Source organism: Chryseomicrobium sp. FSL W7-1435, from assembly GCF_038595005.1.
Taxonomy (GTDB): Bacteria; Bacillota; Bacilli; order Bacillales_A; family Planococcaceae; genus Chryseomicrobium.
Window position 1 is genome coordinate 1,125,404 of the sequence record NZ_CP151997.1, and the last position, 19,893, is coordinate 1,145,296.

18 protein-coding genes are annotated in these 19,893 nt (G+C 39.6%); 11 read left to right on the forward strand and 7 right to left on the reverse strand.

The annotated features are described in order from the left end of the window. The first annotated feature begins 59 nt into the window (after positions 1-59). Positions 60-1,340 (forward strand): hypothetical protein, encoded by a 1,281-nt coding sequence (locus MKY84_RS05710; protein ID WP_342528398.1) that lies wholly within the window; start codon positions 60-62, stop codon positions 1,338-1,340. A gap of 257 nt (positions 1,341-1,597) precedes the next feature. Here the strand turns inward: MKY84_RS05710 and MKY84_RS05715 are convergent, their stop codons facing one another. After that, entirely contained in the window at positions 1,598-3,142 is a 1,545-nt protein-coding gene (locus MKY84_RS05715) for a malate:quinone oxidoreductase (RefSeq protein WP_342528400.1), read from the reverse strand. A 213-nt stretch (positions 3,143-3,355) separates the two neighbouring features. On the opposite strand from MKY84_RS05715, the gene MKY84_RS05720 reads away from it, so the two are divergent. Together MKY84_RS05720 and MKY84_RS05725 are read left to right on the forward strand one after the other, a co-directional pair. Continuing rightward, a complete protein-coding gene (locus MKY84_RS05720; RefSeq protein WP_342528402.1) occupies positions 3,356-4,354 on the forward strand; it encodes a macro domain-containing protein in 999 nt (332 codons plus the stop codon). Positions 4,355-4,433: 79 nt separating this feature from the next. Next, positions 4,434-5,051, forward strand: coding sequence for a vWA domain-containing protein (locus MKY84_RS05725; protein ID WP_342528404.1), 618 nt, complete (start codon positions 4,434-4,436; stop codon positions 5,049-5,051). Positions 5,052-5,377: 326 nt separating this feature from the next. Here MKY84_RS05725 and MKY84_RS05730 read toward each other — a convergent pair whose 3' ends face one another. Then, positions 5,378-6,544 carry a dicarboxylate/amino acid:cation symporter gene (locus MKY84_RS05730; RefSeq protein WP_342528406.1) on the reverse strand — a complete coding sequence of 389 codons (1,167 nt, stop codon included), beginning with the start codon at positions 6,542-6,544 and terminating at the stop codon, positions 5,378-5,380. Positions 6,545-6,854: 310 nt separating this feature from the next. On the opposite strand from MKY84_RS05730, the gene MKY84_RS05735 reads away from it, so the two are divergent. Then, on the forward strand, positions 6,855-11,846 hold the full coding sequence (locus MKY84_RS05735) for an endonuclease (protein ID WP_342528409.1): 4,992 nt from the start codon (positions 6,855-6,857) through the stop codon (positions 11,844-11,846). 150 nt (positions 11,847-11,996) lie between these two features. Here MKY84_RS05735 and MKY84_RS05740 read toward each other — a convergent pair whose 3' ends face one another. Continuing rightward, positions 11,997-12,335, reverse strand: coding sequence for a general stress protein (locus MKY84_RS05740; protein ID WP_342528411.1), 339 nt, complete (start codon positions 12,333-12,335; stop codon positions 11,997-11,999). 202 nt (positions 12,336-12,537) lie between these two features. On the opposite strand from MKY84_RS05740, the gene MKY84_RS05745 reads away from it, so the two are divergent. The 3 genes from MKY84_RS05745 to MKY84_RS05755 are packed head-to-tail and all read left to right on the forward strand — an operon-like array spanning position 12,538 to position 14,075. Then, a complete protein-coding gene (locus MKY84_RS05745; protein ID WP_342528413.1) occupies positions 12,538-13,092 on the forward strand; it encodes a DUF2179 domain-containing protein in 555 nt (184 codons plus the stop codon). Further along, a complete protein-coding gene (locus MKY84_RS05750; RefSeq protein WP_342528415.1) occupies positions 13,092-13,727 on the forward strand; it encodes an HAD family hydrolase in 636 nt (211 codons plus the stop codon). The genes MKY84_RS05745 and MKY84_RS05750 overlap by 1 nt, the downstream gene beginning before the upstream one ends. Before the next feature lie 57 nt (positions 13,728-13,784). Beyond that, a complete protein-coding gene (locus MKY84_RS05755; protein ID WP_342528416.1) occupies positions 13,785-14,075 on the forward strand; it encodes a hypothetical protein in 291 nt (96 codons plus the stop codon). Positions 14,076-14,118: 43 nt separating this feature from the next. Here the strand turns inward: MKY84_RS05755 and MKY84_RS05760 are convergent, their stop codons facing one another. Further along, entirely contained in the window at positions 14,119-15,426 is a 1,308-nt protein-coding gene (locus MKY84_RS05760) for a sensor domain-containing diguanylate cyclase (RefSeq protein ID WP_342528418.1), read from the reverse strand. Positions 15,427-15,553: 127 nt separating this feature from the next. Here MKY84_RS05760 and MKY84_RS05765 point away from each other — a divergent pair, with 127 nt between their 5' ends. Both MKY84_RS05765 and MKY84_RS05770 read left to right on the forward strand, forming a co-directional pair. Further along, complete coding sequence (locus MKY84_RS05765; RefSeq protein ID WP_342528420.1) at positions 15,554-15,985, forward strand: hypothetical protein; 432 nt, start codon at positions 15,554-15,556, stop codon at positions 15,983-15,985. Between the two features lie 9 nt (positions 15,986-15,994). Beyond that, a complete protein-coding gene (locus MKY84_RS05770; RefSeq protein ID WP_342528421.1) occupies positions 15,995-16,453 on the forward strand; it encodes a VanZ family protein in 459 nt (152 codons plus the stop codon). Here the strand turns inward: MKY84_RS05770 and MKY84_RS05775 are convergent. Beyond that, entirely contained in the window at positions 16,450-17,010 is a 561-nt protein-coding gene (locus tag MKY84_RS05775) for a biotin transporter BioY (protein ID WP_342528422.1), read from the reverse strand. The genes MKY84_RS05770 and MKY84_RS05775 overlap by 4 nt on opposite strands. A 125-nt stretch (positions 17,011-17,135) precedes the next feature. On the opposite strand from MKY84_RS05775, the gene MKY84_RS05780 reads away from it, so the two are divergent. Beyond that, positions 17,136-17,672 carry a CAP domain-containing protein gene (locus tag MKY84_RS05780; protein ID WP_342528423.1) on the forward strand — a complete coding sequence of 179 codons (537 nt, stop codon included), beginning with the start codon at positions 17,136-17,138 and terminating at the stop codon, positions 17,670-17,672. A 70-nt stretch (positions 17,673-17,742) separates the two neighbouring features. After that, positions 17,743-18,156, forward strand: a complete 414-nt coding sequence (locus tag MKY84_RS05785; protein ID WP_342528425.1) for a pyridoxamine 5'-phosphate oxidase family protein — start codon at positions 17,743-17,745, stop codon at positions 18,154-18,156. A gap of 102 nt (positions 18,157-18,258) precedes the next feature. Here the strand turns inward: MKY84_RS05785 and MKY84_RS05790 are convergent, their stop codons facing one another. Continuing rightward, a complete protein-coding gene (locus MKY84_RS05790) occupies positions 18,259-18,717 on the reverse strand; it encodes a GDYXXLXY domain-containing protein (protein WP_342528427.1) in 459 nt (152 codons plus the stop codon). Continuing rightward, positions 18,714-19,886: a DUF2157 domain-containing protein gene (locus MKY84_RS05795; protein WP_342528428.1), complete on the reverse strand. Its 1,173-nt coding sequence runs from the start codon at positions 19,884-19,886 to the stop codon at positions 18,714-18,716. Before MKY84_RS05795 ends, MKY84_RS05790 begins: the two co-directional genes overlap by 4 nt. Between the last annotated feature and the right edge of the window lie 7 nt (positions 19,887-19,893).

Sequence of the window (19,893 nt, forward strand, 5' to 3'; positions counted from 1 at the left end):
GTGCTGCCATTGTTTAATTAGGTATATAAGTGCTAGTTTTTTTAAAGGGGGAATGTGACATGCTTAGACAGTTGAAAAATGAGAGTGGTTACACATTGTTGATTACGCTTGGTCTCATTTTGATGCTTATGCTATTTATGTTCTCCTTCACACGAATTGCGGTATCACAAAAAGTTCAAGTGGAGAAAACTGACTCTACATTAGTAACGACTGCCCTTGCTGAGATGGGCGCAGAGTATTATAAAGAGCAAATTATTGCTGAAGTAAATGCCTTAATAAATGATACTTCAATTAAAATGGACGGCATTAAGAGTACGGCAACTAGTTACTCAGATTTAACTTCAAAAATGAATCAATTAGCAAATACACAAAATACCAATCTACTAACTTATTATACTAGTAATCAGTACTTTGAAACGGATGCTACACCAGAGTCCTTACGTACAGCTAATACAACTTTTGTAGAAAATCCAGGAATTGGGTATCGTTTGATAGAGCGTTCTACTTTAGACATCACGACATCAACACTCTCCTTAAAAGTTGTGGGATTCACACCTCAAGAGGTGAGTGAACCGATTGAAATTTTCCTGACTTTGCCTAAACAACTCATGTGGCAGGGGGATAAGACCGAAACCTTCACTGCAACCTACTCATTTGAAGAATACGCAGATTTACCAAACGAGAAAACCATTGTTATAAACGATCCCAATTCAATTGGATCTAGCACGTATACGTTTCAACAAGAGCACTTTTATCATTTTGTAAGTGGTGCTTTGTTTGATAAACAGCAATTTGGAACGGACGGCAGCTTAGTGAAAGTAAATGTTCTTTCAGGTGCACCATTGGAATTTGACAAGCATTTTCAAGTTTTAGATTCTAATCTTATTACTACCACTCTTACTTTAGATTTCAACTCAAATTCCCAAACGGAAATTGTGAATTCGCATATTATTGCTAATAAAATTACCATTACCAAAGGCGATGTTGTAATGGAGAATGTTGACCCTAATAATAATTCACAAAAAGTCGACTTCACAAATGCATCAACAATCTGCTTGAAACCGAGTGATTCGGTGACCGCTGATGCCTATGACAAGAATGTTGTGAATTTAAAAAAGGTACTTCTCTATAGCGGAGACTCTAAATTAGTCTACAAGAAAAGTAATGGATTGTATTATTATTTCACTGGAAGTAACGAGTTTGTTATTCCATCTCCTCAGCTAGATAACGCTATTTATAAAGAAGCGTGTATGATTACGATGACAGCTCAGGAACAAAAGACTGTTTTTGAAGCGTATGATCCAAACAATATGAGATTAAGTGATGTCATTTATCAATAATTAAAGTAGACAGACAAAAATAAAATCAGTAGATTCTCTACGTTGTATTCTAGAGAATCTACTGATTTATTAGTTTACGTTGTGTTGAGTTCCGTTCCGGGACTGCGTTCCGTGGGCGCGTCGTGAGTCTCCTCGTCGCAAGCTCCTGCGGGGCCTCACGTTCCGACTTCTAATCCCACTGGAGTCAGCCCCTCCACTCCACTCAAAATGCCAGTCATTTAAGTTTTATAATTGAGTTTAATTATAGCCAGTTTTAATTAAGTAGTTTCTGGTGTTGCAGGGACCGTAACGGTTTCTTGTTCTTTTTTAGCCAGTTCCATCTCCGTTAACTTTAACGTTCGCGCTGTTGAGTTTAATAGATCAAAGAACAGTTCTCGGTCATCCGATAAAGAGACTCCGTAAGATGGGACCATTTCTTTCACTCGTGGGTACCACTCTTCAATAAACTCTGGGAAGCAGCGTTCAAGAACTTCTAACATAACGTGAACAGCAGTAGAAGCACCAGGAGAGGCTCCTAATAAAGCGGCTACAGAACCATCAGTTGCACTGACAACTTCCGTACCAAATTGAAGAGTTCCTTTGCCACCGATTTCGGTGTCCTTGATGACTTGGACGCGTTGACCGGCAACAACTGTTCCCCAATCCTCAAGTTTTGCATCAGGGATAAATTCGCGTAATTCTTCCACACGTTTTTCATTCGACAGCATGACCTGCTCAATCAAATATTTGGTCAGAGACATTTCTTTAGCCCCTGCAGACAACATGGTAAACACGTTGTTTGGTGTGACCGACTTAATCAAATCAAGATTCGATCCTGTTTTTAAGAACTTTGGAGAAAAGCCTGCGAACGGACCAAACAGTAAGGACTTTTTGCCATCTATATACCGTGTATCTAAATGCGGAACAGACATTGGCGGCGCGCCGACTTTTGCCTTTCCGTAAACTTTTGCATGGTGTTTTTCAACTATTTCTGGATTATTACATACTAAGAATAAACCACTTACAGGGAAGCCACCGATGTTCTTCGATTCATGAATGCCTGACTTTTGAAGTAAATGAAGACTACCACCGCCTGCACCGATAAAGACGAAATCTGCTTGATGGTATTCCCATTCTTTCGTTTCATGGTTGGTCACTTTGAGTTCCCAGCGACGATCCTCTAGGCGTGTCAGGTTGTCTACACGGTGTTTGTAATTTACTTCGACTTCTTGCTGTTGAAGATAATCAAAAAGCATACGAGTCAAAGCACCAAAGTTAACATCTGTTCCAGTGTCAATCTTAGTTGCCGCAATTGGTAGACCATCCGTGCGGTTGTTCATGATTAATGGAATCCATTCGGCAAGTTTTTTAGGGTCTTGAGAAAATTCCATCCCTTCAAACAATGGGTTCGGAGAAAGTGCTTCAAAGCGTTTGCGTAAAAATTCTACGTCTTCTTCACCTTGCACCATACTCATATGGGGGATAGGCATAATAAAGTCTTGTGGATTTTTTAATAATCCTTTTTCCACTAAAAATGACCAGAACTGGCGTGATAGTTGGAATTGTTCATTTACTTTAATTGCTTTCGTTATATCAATTGAGCCATCTTTTAATTGAGGTGTGTAATTTAGTTCGCAAAGAGCCGCGTGACCTGTACCCGCATTATTCCACTCATTTGAGCTTTCAATACCGGCTGCATCTAGTTTTTCGAATACTTTAATGTTCCAGTGAGGGACAAGTTCTTTCAGAAGGGCGCCTAAAGTTGCACTCATTACGCCGGCACCAATCAAAATGACATCCATTTGTTTATCTTGACTGTTCATGATTGCGTTCCACATCCTTGAAAGTTATTAAGCACTTTTCGCTTATCAAAAAAAAAGCAGGTTCTCCCGCTAATGGGGACCATACTTCGAGAATTGTATACGTACATTCCCTATTATACGCCTGTTCATTGACAAATTTCTACTATTATTTATTAGATAGAAAGCATGAAAAAATTAGGATATGATAGAGGAAATACACATTGGAGGCTCATTATGCCCTTTTATATAATAAGAGATGATATAACAAAAGTGAAAGTTGATGCTATTGTGAATGCCGCAAATCGACAATTGCAAGAAGGTGGGGGTGTCTGTGGTGCTATTTTTGAAAGTGCTGGTCGCCAACAATTGACAGAGGCTTGTCAGCTTGTCGCTCCAATCAAAACGGGAGAGGCCATTTTAACGCCAGGTTATCAGTTACCGGCAGCCTTCATTATCCACACTGCGGGACCGAAGTGGAGTGGGGGACACAATGATGAAGAATCCCTACTCAGAGCCAGTTATCAAAATTCACTAGAACTGGCAAGTCGACATCAACTGAAAAGCGTAGCCTTTCCCTTAATTTCTTCAGGGATCTATGGCTTTCCAAAAAAACAAGCATTCAAGATTGCTCGCGACGTAATTGGCAAGTATGTTGAAACACACGAAATGACGGTTTATTTGGTCCTGTTAGATCAAAATGCAATTACAGTAAGTGAAGAATTAAAAATAGCCATTGAACAATTCATTGATGAAGAAGCGGTTCATCATCTTGAACAACGTTATAGTCGGTCTCATGCCAACGTAAGAGAGGAAGGGACATTTTCTTTTAAAGAACTGCCAGATATACACGAAGAAAAGCGCTCGACACTTGATCAGTTTTTGACGAATGCGGAAGAAACCTTTTCTCAAAAGTTATTGCGTTTAAATGATGAAAGACAACTATCAGACCCTGAAGTATACAAACGAGCTAATTTAGATCGTCGACTATTTTCAAAAATTCGCTCCAATAAAGACTACCAACCTAAAAAAGCAACGGCATTAGCTTTGGCATTGGCTCTTGAACTATCACTTGAAGAAACGCAAGATTTATTAAGTGCAGCAGGGTATTCCTTATCGAAAAGTACCAAATTTGATTTAATTGTAGAATACTTTATTCGTCAACAAAATTACGACATATACTTGGTGAACGAAGTATTGTTCACGTATCATCAACCGCCACTCGGAACTTTTTAACTGTCGCTTCGCAAGCGACCAGTTGTGTTAAGAATTTTCGTATCCTTTAGTTACTAACTAATTAAAGGAGGAACTACACATGAAAACTGAAATTTTGTTTCTAGTAGACCGCAGTGGTTCAATGCAAGGTTTAGAAAAAGATACGATTGGTGGCTACAATAGTTTGCTACAAAAACAGCGTGAAGTAGAAGGGGAAGTTATTCTCTCTACCTTATTGTTTGATAATGAAATCGAATGGTTGCATGACCGAATGAAGCTGGAAGAGATTTCACCCATTACACAAGCAGATTACTATGTAAGGGGAAGTACAGCTCTTTTAGATGCAATCGGTATAGGAATTCAGAAGCTAATCAATGTTCAAAAGCAACAAAAAGCAAAAGTCCTGGTTGTTATCACAACAGATGGGATGGAAAATGCAAGTCGAGAGTATAATGCAAAACAAATTCGAAAGATGATTACTGCCCAAAAAGAACTGGGTTGGGAATTTCTATTCTTAGGTGCCAATATTGACGCAATTACCACAGCAGAACATTTTGGTATCCACCGAGACTTTGCCGTCAATTATCATGCAGATGCAAAAGGGACGGAATTAAATTTTGCATCCGTGAATGAAGCAGTCTCTGCTGTCCGGTCGGGGAAGAAAATGTCGCGTGAATGGAAGGCGCAAGTCGAGCAAGACTTCAAAACTAGAAAGTAAGAAATTGGTACAAAAAACGCTTATAAAACTCTATTAATTACAAGTTGAGTGGAGTGTAGGGGTTGACTCCAGTGGGATCAAAAGTCGGAATGTGAGACCCCTCTTAGATGTGGAGAACGTCATGCTAGAAAGTCCGAGAAAATCAGGCGTGCCAAGTGAGGCGCTCTTGGCCTCGGTTGGTGCGACTGCTTTTGGAGCGTCTTTCTGACGTTCGCAACTCGATTACAATGAGTTGAAAATAGACGCGCCCACGGAACGCAGCCCCGGAACGGAACTCAACGTAAAAACAAGTGTTCTCACTATTCAGCTGAGAACACTTGTTTTTGTTATGCCATTTTAGCGCCTGTGATTTTATTGACAATGACTGTAAGTGCACCGTCACCTGTAACATTTGTTGCTGTTCCAAAACTATCTTGAGCTAAATAAAGGGCAATCATTAGTGAAACCATAGTTGGATCAAATCCAAGCATTGTCTCAAGTAAACCTGCTGCTGCCATAACTGCTCCACCCGGAACTCCTGGTGCAGCTATCATCATAACTCCAAGAAGAAGAATGAATGGGAACATTTCAGATAAGGTTGGAGAACCACCTGTTAACAGGATTACTCCCATAGAACAGCTAACAAGTGTGATCATGCTTCCTGATAAGTGAATCGTAGCAAATAATGGTATGGCAAATTCGGCCACCTTTTCGTTAACGCCAGTTTTCTTCGATGACTGCAATGTAACTGGAATTGTAGCAGCTGATGATTGCGTTCCAAGTGCTGTGAAGTACGCTGGTAACATTGTGCGTAAAAGGTGTAGTGGATTTTTTCCACTAGAAATTCCTGCAATCGTGTATTGCAAGAGTAACATTGTCAAATGCAAGGCAATGATCATGATGAACACTTTCGCAAATACGGATAGAATGGATTGGACTTGCCCTCCATAAGTCATGTTCATAAAAATCCCTAGAATATGAAGAGGTAATAGTGGAATAATCACATAAGTAATCAATTTTTCAATAATGCGTTGGAATTCATCCATGATTGTCCGTAGCTGAGTACTATTTGTTGAAGAGATTCCAATGCCGAGAACGAAAGAGAAAATAAGAGCCGTCATGACACCCATGATTGGTGCGATTTCTAATTCAAATAGGCCTGATAATAAAGCCTCACCAGGGTTTACAACATTCCCTGCAGTCGTGTTTTCGATGAAGCCAGGTAATAAAAGTGTACCTACAGTAAAAGCGAGAGAACCTGCAATTATCGTAGAAATATAAGCAGTTGTAGCTGTAATTCCTAGTAATTTACCTGCGCCTTTACCAAGGTGTGCGATTCCTGGAACAATGAACCCGATGATGATAAGTGGAATGGCAAATCCTAAAAAGCCGCCAAATAAGCTATTAAATGTAGCAAAGTAGCGTACAACGATTTCTGGTACGAATGATCCCAGGGCAACTCCTAATAGGATAGCTAAGATAATTCGTGGCAATAGACCAAATTTAATTTTCATGTGCAGTTAGTCCTCCTTAGAAATACATTTGTTTTTCATGAGCGTATCATATCACAGAATAGTAGAAATACTTATTTTTTGAATAAATAGAATAATAATATGGTACTCAAACTAGTAGTTTGAGAAGTAGAAAATCATTGTCTTCTTAAAATTAATTTGGTTTAAAAATAGAATTGGTCTAGTGAACTTGACCTATACAGCAAAGTTTCTACGAGAAATTCAAGCAAAAATGTAACCGATTTCAAAAAATAGACGCTTTCTTTACAATTTTCAGATATAATATACTAGCATGATACTAAAGATGGAAAGGATGAACATATTGAATTTGTTCAAACGTGCTTGGAGTAAGAGTTTTATCGCACTTGTCCTGGTTGTCTCATTAGTAATGCCATACATACCGGCACAAGCAAAAGGCGAATTCCTATCAACGAAAAGTACTACGATGACATTAGGAGATCGTACAATTTCCAAAACCGGTATGCTGACTGGTACAACTACAGCAGTAGTACAAAACACGCCTATTACAGTTGCCGATGCAATCGCCAATAATGTAGGGGCAGCCACAGTGGAAGGTTATCTAGTCGGAGTGGCCGTTTCAGGCACAAACTACGATCAAGAGCCTCCGTTCACAGGAGCAACAAATGTAGGTATTGCTGATTCTCCTACAGAAACAGATACAACAAAAATTCTTCCGGTACAATTACCATCAGGAGCAGTCCGGGCAGGATTGAATTTAGTAGATAACCCAACTTTATTCCAAACAAAAGTTCAAATTACAGGTACACTTGGTGCTTACTTTAGCGTTCCGGGACTTCGTAGCGCATCTGCTTATACATTAGTAGCAGAGGAAGAAGAAGTGGTTGTAGCTGACGATTTATTCTTCTCGGAATATATTGAAGGTAGTGCAAACAATAAAGCATTAGAAATTTACAATGGCACTGGCCAAGCAGTTGATTTAACGGGTTATGTTGTCGAGCTATACTCAAATGGTGGTACAACAGTACAAAATTCAGAAACTCTTTCAGGAACACTTGAAAATGGTGATGTTTTCGTTCTATATAATGCATCATCAAATGATGCTATCAAAGCTGTAGGTGATGTTGCTTCTACGACAACCTTCTTCAATGGAGATGACGCAGTAGTATTAAAGAAAAATGACGTCATCATCGATTCAATCGGTCAAGTAGGAACAGATCCTGGTACAGAGTGGAAAGCAAATGACGTATCCACATTGAACCAGACACTTGTGCGTAAAGCTTCTATCACGGGTGGGGATACAGATGCATCAAACGCATATGATCCTTCAGTGGAATGGAACTCATTCCCGATTGACACAGTTGAATACCTTGGTTCACATCTTATGGAAGGTGGCGAAACAACGCCTCCACCAGCAGAAACTAAAGTGGCTGATGTAACAGTTTCACCTGCACCTGGTGCTGTGACAGCTGGAACCGAAGTAACACTTGCTACAGCAACTGCTGACGCAATTATTTACTACACGACAGATGGTTCTACGCCATCAGTAACAAGCACACGTTACACAACACCAATTGAAATTTCACAAGCGACTACTATTAAAGCAATCGCTGTAAAAGATGGCCTAGAATCAAGTGAAGTGAAAACATTTGACTATTCTATCGTAGCAGTCAGTACGGTTGCAGAAGTTCGTGCAGCTGCACAAGGATCGACTGTCATCACAGAAGCAATCGTTACAACGGATATTCAAAAATTCGGTAACAACGGTTTCTATATTCAGGATGAAACAGCAGGTATTTATGTGTTTGTGAGCAGCGATACAGGGGTTAAGCAAGGCGACCGTATCCAAATTCAAGGAACTCTTGGCATTTACGCGGGCGATATTCAAATCACAAACCCAGTAATTACGAAAATAGACACGAATAATGCACTACCAGAAATTCAAGTAGTGAACGCTGCAGGTGTCAATGCAGAGACACAAGGTGAGCGACTTCTTATAGAAGATGCAACTATTTCTGCAATTCGTGATGCAGGTTTTGGCACAATCGAATTAACGGCTACAACGGAAGATGGTTCTTCTGTTCTTGTCCGAAATGATAATCGTAACGGCTATACGTACGAAGATTTCATGCGCCAATTTAAAGAAGGCGACGTTCTTGATATCTACGGCTTTGCAGGTATCTTTAATGGGACTTTCCAGTTCAAAACAGTTGGAGCTGAAAGCTTTGAGTTATCTGTAAAACCAGCTGTCTTTACAAATGTATTCCCAGGTACAGTAAATGAAGGACAAGCGATTGAACTTCTAACTGAGTGGGAAGATGCTACGATTTATTACACGCTTGATGGGACAACACCAACAACTGCAAGTGCAGTATATGAGTCACCAATTGTTCTTGATGAGTCAACAACAATTAAAGCAATCGCGGTGACAGCAACTGAAACTTCAGAAGTATTCTCATTTAAATTCACAGTTTTAAAGACTGAAAACGTAACAATTGTAGAGATTCAAGGAGAAGATCACTACTCGCCATACACAGGTGCAGGTGTTTCTGGAGTTACAGGGGTCATTACACACTTCTATAATTCGGCTAACTTCTTTATTCAGACTTTGACGCCTGATGACAATCCAGCGACTGCTGAAGGTTTAGCTGTAAATCTACCAAGTGCACAAAGTAGTTTCTCAGTAGGGGATGTAGTTACAGTTAATGGTACTGTACAAGAGCATTTCTATGAAGGGTACTCAGATAATCGCCAAACAGATTTACCAATTACTCGTATTGGAAACTCTACAGTAGTGAAAACTGGTACGGCAGCTCTTCCAGAACCAATTAAAATTGGAGAAGATCGTATTCCTCCAACGAAAAATATTGACAATGATAACCTTACTTCATTTGATCCAGATGAAGACGGAATTGACTTCTGGGAATCATTAGAAGGTATGCGCATCTCCGTCCCAAATGCACAAATTGTTGGACCACAGAAATACGGTGAAGTGATTGTGGTAAACCCAGATGCAACTAACAATCCATTTAACCTATTAGGTGGAATTAACATTTCTGCAGACGATTACAATCCAGAGCGCGTCATTTTCGATATTGATAATGAAGCGTATGTAGCAAAATCTGGTGACCGATTTGCGACAGCTCCAGTTGGAGTCGTTGGTTATGGTTTCGGGAACTATAAAGTATTTACAGCAGTAGAGCAGTTACCTGAACTTATCGAAGGTACTCATCCAGATGAGACAACTGCAATCACGGCAGCGGAGCAAAAGTTAACGGTTGCCACATACAATGTAGAAAACTTCTCAGCGAATAGTGCAGAAACATCTGACGAAAAAGTTGAGCGCATCGCAAAATCATTTGTAGATAAGATGAAATCACCTGACATCATTGGTCTTGTTGAAGTACAAGATAACGACGGATCAACTGATTCTGGCAGCTCTGACGCATCTCAATCTTATGAGCGTCTAATTGCAGCAATTAAAGCAGCTGGTGGACCGGAATATGCTTACACAGATATCGCACCAGAGTATAACAAAGACGGTGGACAACCAGGCGGTAATATTCGTGTAGGTTACTTGTATAATCCGACTCGTGTTGACTTAGTAGCGGGTACTAAAGGTACATCTACTCAAGCTACACAGTGGACGAACTCAGGTTCACTTACATTGAATCCAGGTCGCATTTTAGACTTACCACAACCAAATACTCGCAAGCCTCTTGCAGCAGAATTTATGTTCAATGGTGAAAAAGTAGTTGTCATCACGGCTCACTTAAATTCTAAAGGTGGCGACCAAGGTTTATTCGGAAAGAACCAACCACCAGTCCTTGGCTCAGAACCAGAGCGTATTGAATTAGCAACAATGATCAACGAATTCATTCAACGTGGTTTAGAGAAAGATCCTAATTTAAATGTGGTAGTTGCAGGGGATATGAATGATTTCGAGTTCACACCTGCTATTACAGCTTTAAAAGGTGATATTCTAGCTAACATGATTGAACAAGTTCCAGTTGAAGATCGCTTTACGTATTACTACCAAGGAAATAACCAAGTTTTAGATCACATTTTAGTAACAAAAAATCTTCTTGAAAAGACTGTAGTTGATATTCTTCATATCAACGCCAATAAAATGGAAGAGCATGGTCGTGCATCAGATCATGATCCAGTATTGATTCAAGTAGATTTCACGAAAGAAGTTGTACCACCGGTACCACCAGTTACGCCAATCACATACTCAAGCTATGTGACGTATGAAAATCAAAAATTAAGTAAAATCAACATCACACAAAACAGTGTCCATGTAACAGTAAAAGATAATGTGGTGACAAGATTCGGTATCAACATTCTCTCGCAAGTTGCTGGATTGACAGGTTCAGGGTTGGCAGACAAAACTGTTTCACTAAATCCTGCTAAGCCTGGCGCAGTATATGATTTTGAAGGTGCAGAAATTAAAGAAGTTATTGTCTTAAGTCGACACAAAATGGAGATTCGCAATGCACAAAACGTACAGAAATTTACGTATGTGAAAGTTGCAAAAGAATCAAACATTACCTTTGTCTCTACAATGGAACCTCCAGCTGAAGAGCCAGTAGAACCAACAGAACCAACAGAACCAACAGAACCAACAGATTATAATACAGCTGACGGTTACTACACAGGTCTTGAAAATTTATCAGGTGAAGCGCTGAAAGACGCGCTTCACGATATTATTGACGAGCAGATCGTCCTTTCCTATTCACAAGTTTGGGAAGCATTGAAATACACAGATGAGGACCCAAACAACACTAATAATGTGTCACTCTTTTACTCAGGAGTTTCACGTTCGAAATCTTTAAATGGTGGGAACGTAGGAGATTGGAATCGTGAGCACGTATGGGCGAAATCCCATGGAAATTTTGGGACAAGCAATGGTCCAGGTACGGATATTCATCACTTACGTCCAACAGATGTTCAAGTGAATAGCTCACGAGGCAATTTAGATTTTGATTGGGGTGGAAATGCAGTTACAAACTGCCCTGATTGCAAACGTGATAGCGATTCATTTGAGCCGCCAAACCGCGTTAAAGGCGATGTAGCTCGTATGTTATTTTACATGGCTACACGTTATGATGAGACAGATCGAGTGGATTTAGAACTTAATGAAAAAGTAAACAATGGATCGGCTCCTTACCACGGTAAACTATCTGTCTTACTTGAGTGGCACGAACTTGATCCAGTAGATGCTACTGAAATTGAAAGAAATAACCGCATCTTTGAAGCGCAAGAAAATCGTAATCCGTTCATTGATAACCCTCAGTGGGCAGATATGGTATTTGGAGCTAACTAAAGATAATTTTCTTTCATGAGAAGTGAAACTTTTTAATTAGTAAAACGTACTACTAATTGCCAACCATTGTCTGGCATAGAAAAAGAGAGCGCTGTCCAACCAGCACTCTCTTTTTTGTGTTCAGGCGATAATGGCAGCATTGTCACCTTATTAGATTGGTCTACGACCGTATTCACGGTCTGCATAAAGTAAATGCTTGCCGCCTGATACATCATCATAATACTGTTTTCGTTCACTCTCTTCAAAACTCATCCGATTGAAATGCTCATTTGTCTCATCATCACCTGTGACAAACTCCTTGAATTTCTCCCACAGTCCTTCTTTTTCATGTCCTTCATGTTCATTGTGACCCCGATAAATTCCTACTTTGTCGTCACGTTTAGACATGATGTACATGTCTTCATCTGTATATCCCTCTGCACGTAGTCTGTCCATTTCAGTTTGAAGGTCTTGCTCATTGTCAAACGTTTTGTAATAACGATTTTCCATAAATGAATTGCCTCCTTAAATGTTTTGAAATGCGAAATACTGTGCTGCCATTCTTACAATTCCACATCTAGTAATCGGTTAAACGTATTTTCGCAAATCAAGGAATATTATCCTAGTTAAGAGTATGATTTGAAGTTCTTGCGTCGTTTATGATTCTACTGATAGACTAGACAAAGCAAACTAGTAAAAAGGAAGTGATGAATTGATCGATGCTCTTATTATCTTCATTGCCCAACTGATCTATGTGCCCATTTTGACATTAAGAACAATTATGATGGTAAAAGGCATGAAGGCTAAGGCAGCCAGTTTTGGTATTGTAGAAGGGATAATCTATGTAGTAGCACTGGGTATAGTTTTCAGTGATCTTTCTAATTATATGAATATGGTGTCGTATGCATTAGGTTTCGGTATTGGAATCTATTTAGGTCAGATTTTAGAACAGCGCCTAGCAATAGGTTTCGTGTCGTTAGAAGTAAATGTAATGAACAAAAATGAAGAAATGATTGACCGTTTGAGAAGTGAAGGGTTCAGTGTTTCTACTTCTGAAGTAGAGGGTATGAATGAGGCACGGCGCTATCGTTTAGATTGTACAGCTCGTCGTGACCGTGAGCAGGAATTTATACGCATTGTTAGTCATCATGAGCCAAATGCATTTATCGTTTCCTATGAACCAAGAAACTTTAAGGGCGGCTATATTACAAAATCAATGAAACGAAATAGAAAACTAGCTAAAGAAAAGCAGCCGGGAGGAAGCTAATGGATAGCATTATATTTGATTTAGACGGTACATTGTGGGATTCACGACAAACCATTGCAGATGCATGGACGCAGGCGATACAAGGTGAAATTACAGGGCACCCTGGGTTTACGAAAGACGATATTGGAAACTTGATGGGATTGCAAATTCCCGTAATTGCTGAGAGGTTATTTCCAGATGCCTCACTTGAACGACGCAAAGAGTTAATGGATGCATGCGCAACAGTTGATCAACAACTTATTAGACAAGTGGGCGGGACCTTGTTTGAGGGAGTAGAGCAGACCCTACAAACGCTCTCGGAAAAGTATCGTTTATTTATCGTCTCTAATTGTGAGGATGGATACATTGAGGCGTTTTACGCAGCTCATGGACTTGAAAAGTATTTTGAAGACTTTGAGAATCCTGGTCGCACAGGTTTATCGAAAGGAAAAAATATTCAGCTTGTCATGGAAAGAAACAATCTAAAAGAGGCAGTATATGTGGGAGACACGCAAGGGGATCTAGACGCCGCAAGATATGCAAACATCCCATTTATCTACGCTTCGTATGGTTTTGGTCAGCCAGAAGAATTTGATTATCAGTTAAATCTATTTAAAAACTTGCCTGAGTTAATGACGCTAAACGTTGGAAAATGAAACTTTTTCGTAAGTCATTCGTAGAATAGCTATCTCTTTAAAAAGGAGCGGAAAAATATGAGTAATTTACGTGTTGTAAAAATAGTAGCTTTACTATATCAAGTTATTCTAGCGGTTCCTCTGTTAGGTGGAGCAATTGTAGTTTCTACTGGATGGCAGGCCTTGACTGTCGCTTTCTTCATCCATTTAATTGTGTTCATTTTGGCACTTAAAAACAATGGTGCAAAATTAGCTTCTATTATGGGGATGATTACAAGTGTACTAGCCTGGATTCCTGTTGTCGGTTGGGCATTGCATACAATCACAGCGTTGCTTTATGCATATGAAGTGTTCATTCGAAATAAATAAAAAACTGTCGGCAAACTTCTTTTGGGAAGAAGGCCGACAGTTTTTATTTTGTAAATAGTTGAAAACCAACACCGGATTTTTCTTTAATTTCATAGAGTGCATGGTCAGCTTCTTTTAAAAGTTGATTTTTGTTAAGTGCCGTTCCAGGGAATGCGGAGGCGCCGATGCCAAGTTTAATTTGAATTTCTTTATTTTTGTAGATAAAGGGCTGTTTAAATTCTGCCAATATACGATTCGCTACTTCATGAATCACTTCATTACTTTTTATCTGAGGTACAAGCACAGCGAATTCGTCCCCGCCAAAACGTGCGACTAAATCGTTGTCTCGAAGAACTCTTTGAATACGAGAAGCTGCCTCTTTAATCACAGCATCACCAGCGTCATGTCCATAGGTATCGTTAATTGATTTAAATTTGTAGCCATCTAATAGAAATACTGCCAAACGTTCAGTCGTTCCGACCGTCTGTTGAAGTAGATAATCCAATTTATCATCAAAGGCTCGTCTGTTTGGAAGACCTGATAAATGGTCAATAAATGCCATGCGCTGCAACTCATTTTGGAGGTTGGTCTCAATCGTTGCATCACTTAGTAGCGCATACCAGCCTTGTTGATTATTTTCTACATAAATAGGAATAAATTTAAGTTTAATATATTGTCTATCACTGGTATTTTTTCGAGTTACCCAAAGTTCATGACGCGCACTTTGCTGGGGGAAATGGGAATCTGAGAACCACTCCGTAAAAAATGTTTCTTGAAACCATTCGGCTAACAAAGTATTTTGAATTTCACTTGAAGTGGAGTTCAAAAATTCTTTTGCCTCGGGATTACATTTCACGATAAGCCCCTCATTATCTACTTGAAAGATGGCTTCGTTATTATATTCTATAAGAGATTCTAAGCGTAGTCGTTCATCGTCCAGTTGTTTCTGTGCGGCTTGTAAATCACGCAAAGCTTGTTCATGATCTGTAATATCACGGACGATAGCTAAAATAAAATGAAGATTGTGTTTTTCCATATAGATAGGAGTTAAAAGACTCTCTCCGATAATTTGTTTTCCACGGTGCTCGATGGGAGCTACATACCGCACTTTTTCTAAAGTAGTACGGGCTTTGTCATAGTGGGCTCGTAGGTTGCCATATGCATCTTCTGACACAATACTCTTTAATGATACATGGCGAAGTGTAGAGGGCAGGTTGACAGTGTCCTTTGCTGCTTGATTGGCATAGACGTACTCATAGTCTTTTCCGTTGTAGCTCATCACAAACACTAGATCGTCGATTTGGTTAAAGGTTTGAATCAATAAAGAAAGAAAATCACTACCTAATTCTTCAAATATCTCTTTAATTCGCATACCCTCACCCCTTAAAGACTGTCTACTTCTATTATGCCATAGAATGAATACTTGAATGTAAGTTTTTGATGTTTATACTAAGAGTAGAATCTAATTACACAACTAAACGACAGAATGGACCGATTGTATGACTATTTCTAAACGAACGAAACTATCTTTATTTATTTTAATAGGCTTACTTGCTGCTTCTTCACTTACACTTCCTTTTCTATTTATCTTTATAACGGTGCCTTTACTGTTACTGGCTGTAGGATTTTTTACAGCTAAAAAAGTGCGTTCCCAGTTACCAGAAGGACTCCTATTTTTGTTGATTTCCGTGCTCATTGGTGGAGCAAGTGTATTTTTATCAGCTGTAATTCTGTATACTGCTATAGAAATGGGATACAATGGGAAAAGTAACGAAGAACTTGACCGCATGGATGTTCTGCAATCAGCAGGGGAAACTGCTCGAAATGTTACCGTTTTTCTTGCTTTCTTGTTCAGTTATATGAATTTCCTTGCGTTTCTAGACGATAAAAGGGAAAAGAAAGCAGCGAAAAAGCAAAACGAGGAAAGTTAGGGGAAAGAAGTGAATACTAAAATCTGGTGGGGTATAGCCGTAGTTTTTATGGGAGTTATTTTTTATCTATCCCATCAACCGGCTATGAATTCCAATGCTTTAAGCTCTCAACTTACAAGAGTTCTATTAGAAGTTATCCCTTTTGTAGATCCGAGCACTCATAGCAATCAATTCAATCATTTATTAAGAAAATCCACTCATTTTTTGGCCTACTTCGGGTTAGCAATTATCTTTTGGTTCGTACTTCCATACAGCAAGGATTCAGTTAAAAAATACAGTATTGCTTGGTTGCTAGCTACTCTTTACGCCTGTACGGATGAACTGCACCAACTATTTGTTGATGGACGTGGAGGTCAATTGTCTGACGTACTACTGGATAGTAGCGGTGCTGCTCTAGCTATGGCCTGTCTGTTTATACTTCACAAAAAAACTCGGAAACATTTGTCTCCGAGCGTATCAAACGATTAATTTGTAGCAACTTGTAAAAGACGAGCGCTTTGAAGGCGTTTTCTGACAGCGATTCCACCCATGGCAGCTAGTACAGCTTTCACAATGCCTAGTGGAATAAATGGTGTTACACCACCAGCAATCGCAGCAGTCCAGGACAATTCAAGAGCTATTTTTAACCAAACTGTACCAAATGCCAATGTAACTATCATACCGAGTATGTTTGCAACGATGGCTTGTTTTACAGTAAAGCTAGTCTTTTCTAAATAAAGGCCAATCAAATAGGCTGTCGGTAAGAAACCGATCAAATAACCGCCAGTTGGTCCTACTAGAGATGCTAGGCCACTACTCATCCCGGCAAAGACAGGAACTCCGACTGCACCAAGTAATAAATAAATGGCAACTGAAAGTGTTCCATAGCGGCTTCCTAGAATGGTAGCTGCTAGACCAATAGCCAATGTTTGGCCAGTGATGGGAACTGGTGAAAAGGGAAGAGGGATAGTGATTTGAGCAAACACCGCAATAATAGCGGCAAAAAGGGCACTAACAATCATCATTTTTAACTGTTCGTTTCTCATAAATGTCATCCACCTTTATGTAAAATGAGTTAACCTATTTAATTTATTTGGTTAACACATTATTAGATTACTCATTTTTATAACTAGAGTCAAGGGGAATTTTCAAGTTGAGGAGAAGTGATTACATGCTGAAAAAACGTCTAGTTTCCTTATTACTTTTAGTTATTTTTATAATTAGCTTAGCTGGATGTGTCGTAGCTCCAATTGAGTTTGAAATTTCTCCCACAGAAAAGGTACGCATTGTATTACCAAATTCAGTGGAACCGGTAGATTTAACCACATATGAACAATCCCTTTTAGATAAAGTCAACGAGGCAAGAGCTGAAGTAGGAGTTGATGCACTACTTTATGATCCTCATGTTGCCAAAGTGGCACAGCTAAAAGCGCAAGATCTACTGACTAGTAATTACTTTGATCATGTTTCTCCTACTTATGGGGGACCAAGTGAAATGTTGACGGAGTTCGGTGTAGAGTGGATGGCTTCAGGAGAAAATATTGCGGCTGGTCAACTGACTGTTGAAGAGGTTCATGAGGGATGGATGAACAGCCCGGGACATTATGAAAATATCGTAAATCCTATGTTCACTCATATTGGTTTTGGTTTTACTGAAGGTGGAGGAGATTACGGAACATACTGGGTGCAAATGTTTACAGCTTACTGATCAAAACGTTTAAAGCTAGTCGACGAGGGAATACTTATACTAATTCGACAGACAAGGAGCGTGTTTTAAGATGGATGCTAAACAAACTGCACTTCGTATATTAGAAGAAAGCCGATTAGGTACAATGGCCACGGTCAATGAAGGGAAACCTCATAGCCGTTACATGACATTTTTCAATGAGGAATTTACTTTATATACACCAACGAACAAAGGGTCTGAAAAAGTGGATGAGTTAGAGTCTAATCCTTACGCGCATATTTTAATTGGCTATGAAGGAGAGGGCTTTGGAGATGCCTATCTTGAAATTTTGGGACGTGTATCAATTTCTGAAGATGAAAGCTTGAAAGAAAAGGTATGGAACGATCGTATGAAAGCTTGGTTTGATGGATCTCATGACCCAAACCTCGTCATACTAAAAGTGACACCTGAATCTGCGCGCTTAATGAACAAGGGCGGCGAAAAACCGCAAGAAATTACTTTCTAAGATACCTTAAGTTTGATTAAAATAAACCAGTATTTTTCTGAGTGAACTTCAGAGAAAAATACTGGTTTTTTAATTGAGTATCGTTTCATTGGCAAAGTAATTTTATTCTTCTCGGACGCTTAAATCAACCGCACGAAATGTTCCCCAAGGACTTACATGAATAGTTGCCTGCAAATCGATCGCTTCTTCAAGAGCTAGCCCTTGCCCTTGTTCAACATAAAATTGTTCTAAGTTTTCAACAGTCAATCGACCGTCCCATACCGTTCCGTGAAGAGCACCGATAAAATCTTCAGTACCTATTCGACCGATTGTAGCAAAGCCATCTGCTTGCTGTTCAAGTGAAAAATAGACGGTTGAACCATCCGGGAAATTACTTGCTTCTGCGGCTTCATTGAGATCGGGGTATTGAAGCAATACATACTCCCCATAGAAGGGGTCCCAAGGATCAAAAGGCTCTGCGCGCAGAGTGAACTGTTCACCAAACCAAGATGTTGCATAATAGCTGAGGAGAATGGCAACTACAACTACAGTTTGTACGATGGGAAGTAACCATTTAGTCATGTCGCCGCACCTTCCTTCCGACGATTTAACCACCAACCTATGCCTGCTAGTACAAAGAGCAGGATAGCTCCAATTAGGAAGAATAACGCCATATCAAGTCGTTGCCAAGCGTAAATAAAGTAAATGACAAATTGGATCAGAATAAAGAATATAAAGCCCCCACGAAGTGAACGACCTTCTCTTTGCGCCACGATTAGGTAGCCAAATCCAATAATTTCAGCTAATAGAGTTAAGCCGATTGCGGTTTCGTCGAAGAGCAAAAATCCTATGCTACCTAAGGCACTGATCCATAAGACATCCCGATGTGATTTAAAGAACAGCACTGCTAAACCTATGGCAACAGCTAGAAGTAGTGAAGCCTCCAGCCAACTTAAATGGACTATTGATAAATTTGTTTCAGCCCGTGCAATTAAATAGCCGATTCCAGTCAATCCAGCAAAAATCTGAATGAGTGGTTTTAAAATTACTGCCTTTTCTTTCGAAACAAAAATCAATCCAGTGAGAGCGAAGAGGGTCCAAATTGGCCATAGTGCACTTTCGTACTCGACCAGTACCCACAGTAACAAGCCTGCACCAAATAGGTGAATGAAGCTGAATGCTGTTGCTTCTGGACGTTTTGTAAAATAAAAATGAGTTAAAGTGACCGCTACAAATGCACTCCATTCTAACCAACCGAGATCAGGTAAAAACGTCGCCAGTAGCATAGCGCCTGCAATGAAACTCGCTAATGAAAATACAGGATGTTTGAGTAAATAAATATGGGCAAGTGCTGCTAAGTAAGCTAACCACGGTAACACCGAGTTAAAGACCGAGAAATGAAATGTTTGAAGAGTAACTAAGACGGCTGCTAAAAAGAACAAATAGCCTGTTACGTAAAAAATAATAGGCTGACCAATTTGTTTCTTTTCAGTGTATCTAGCAATCCCATAAGCTATCCACATAAACACTAGGATGGCGCCAGTCTTCAACACATCAGGTATCACACTCCAATTGGCCGCAATAAAACTAAAAACAGCTAGCGTCAAGAAGATAAGTCCAATAGTTAGTAATAGCGGAAATTTCGTTTTTTGAGGCTGTTTTTGTTCATAAAAAACAATGGCATCAACGGTTGGTTGATCAAGTAAACCTGCACCTTTCCATTCTTCTACTTTCTTTTGCCATTCGTGCATTTTCCCC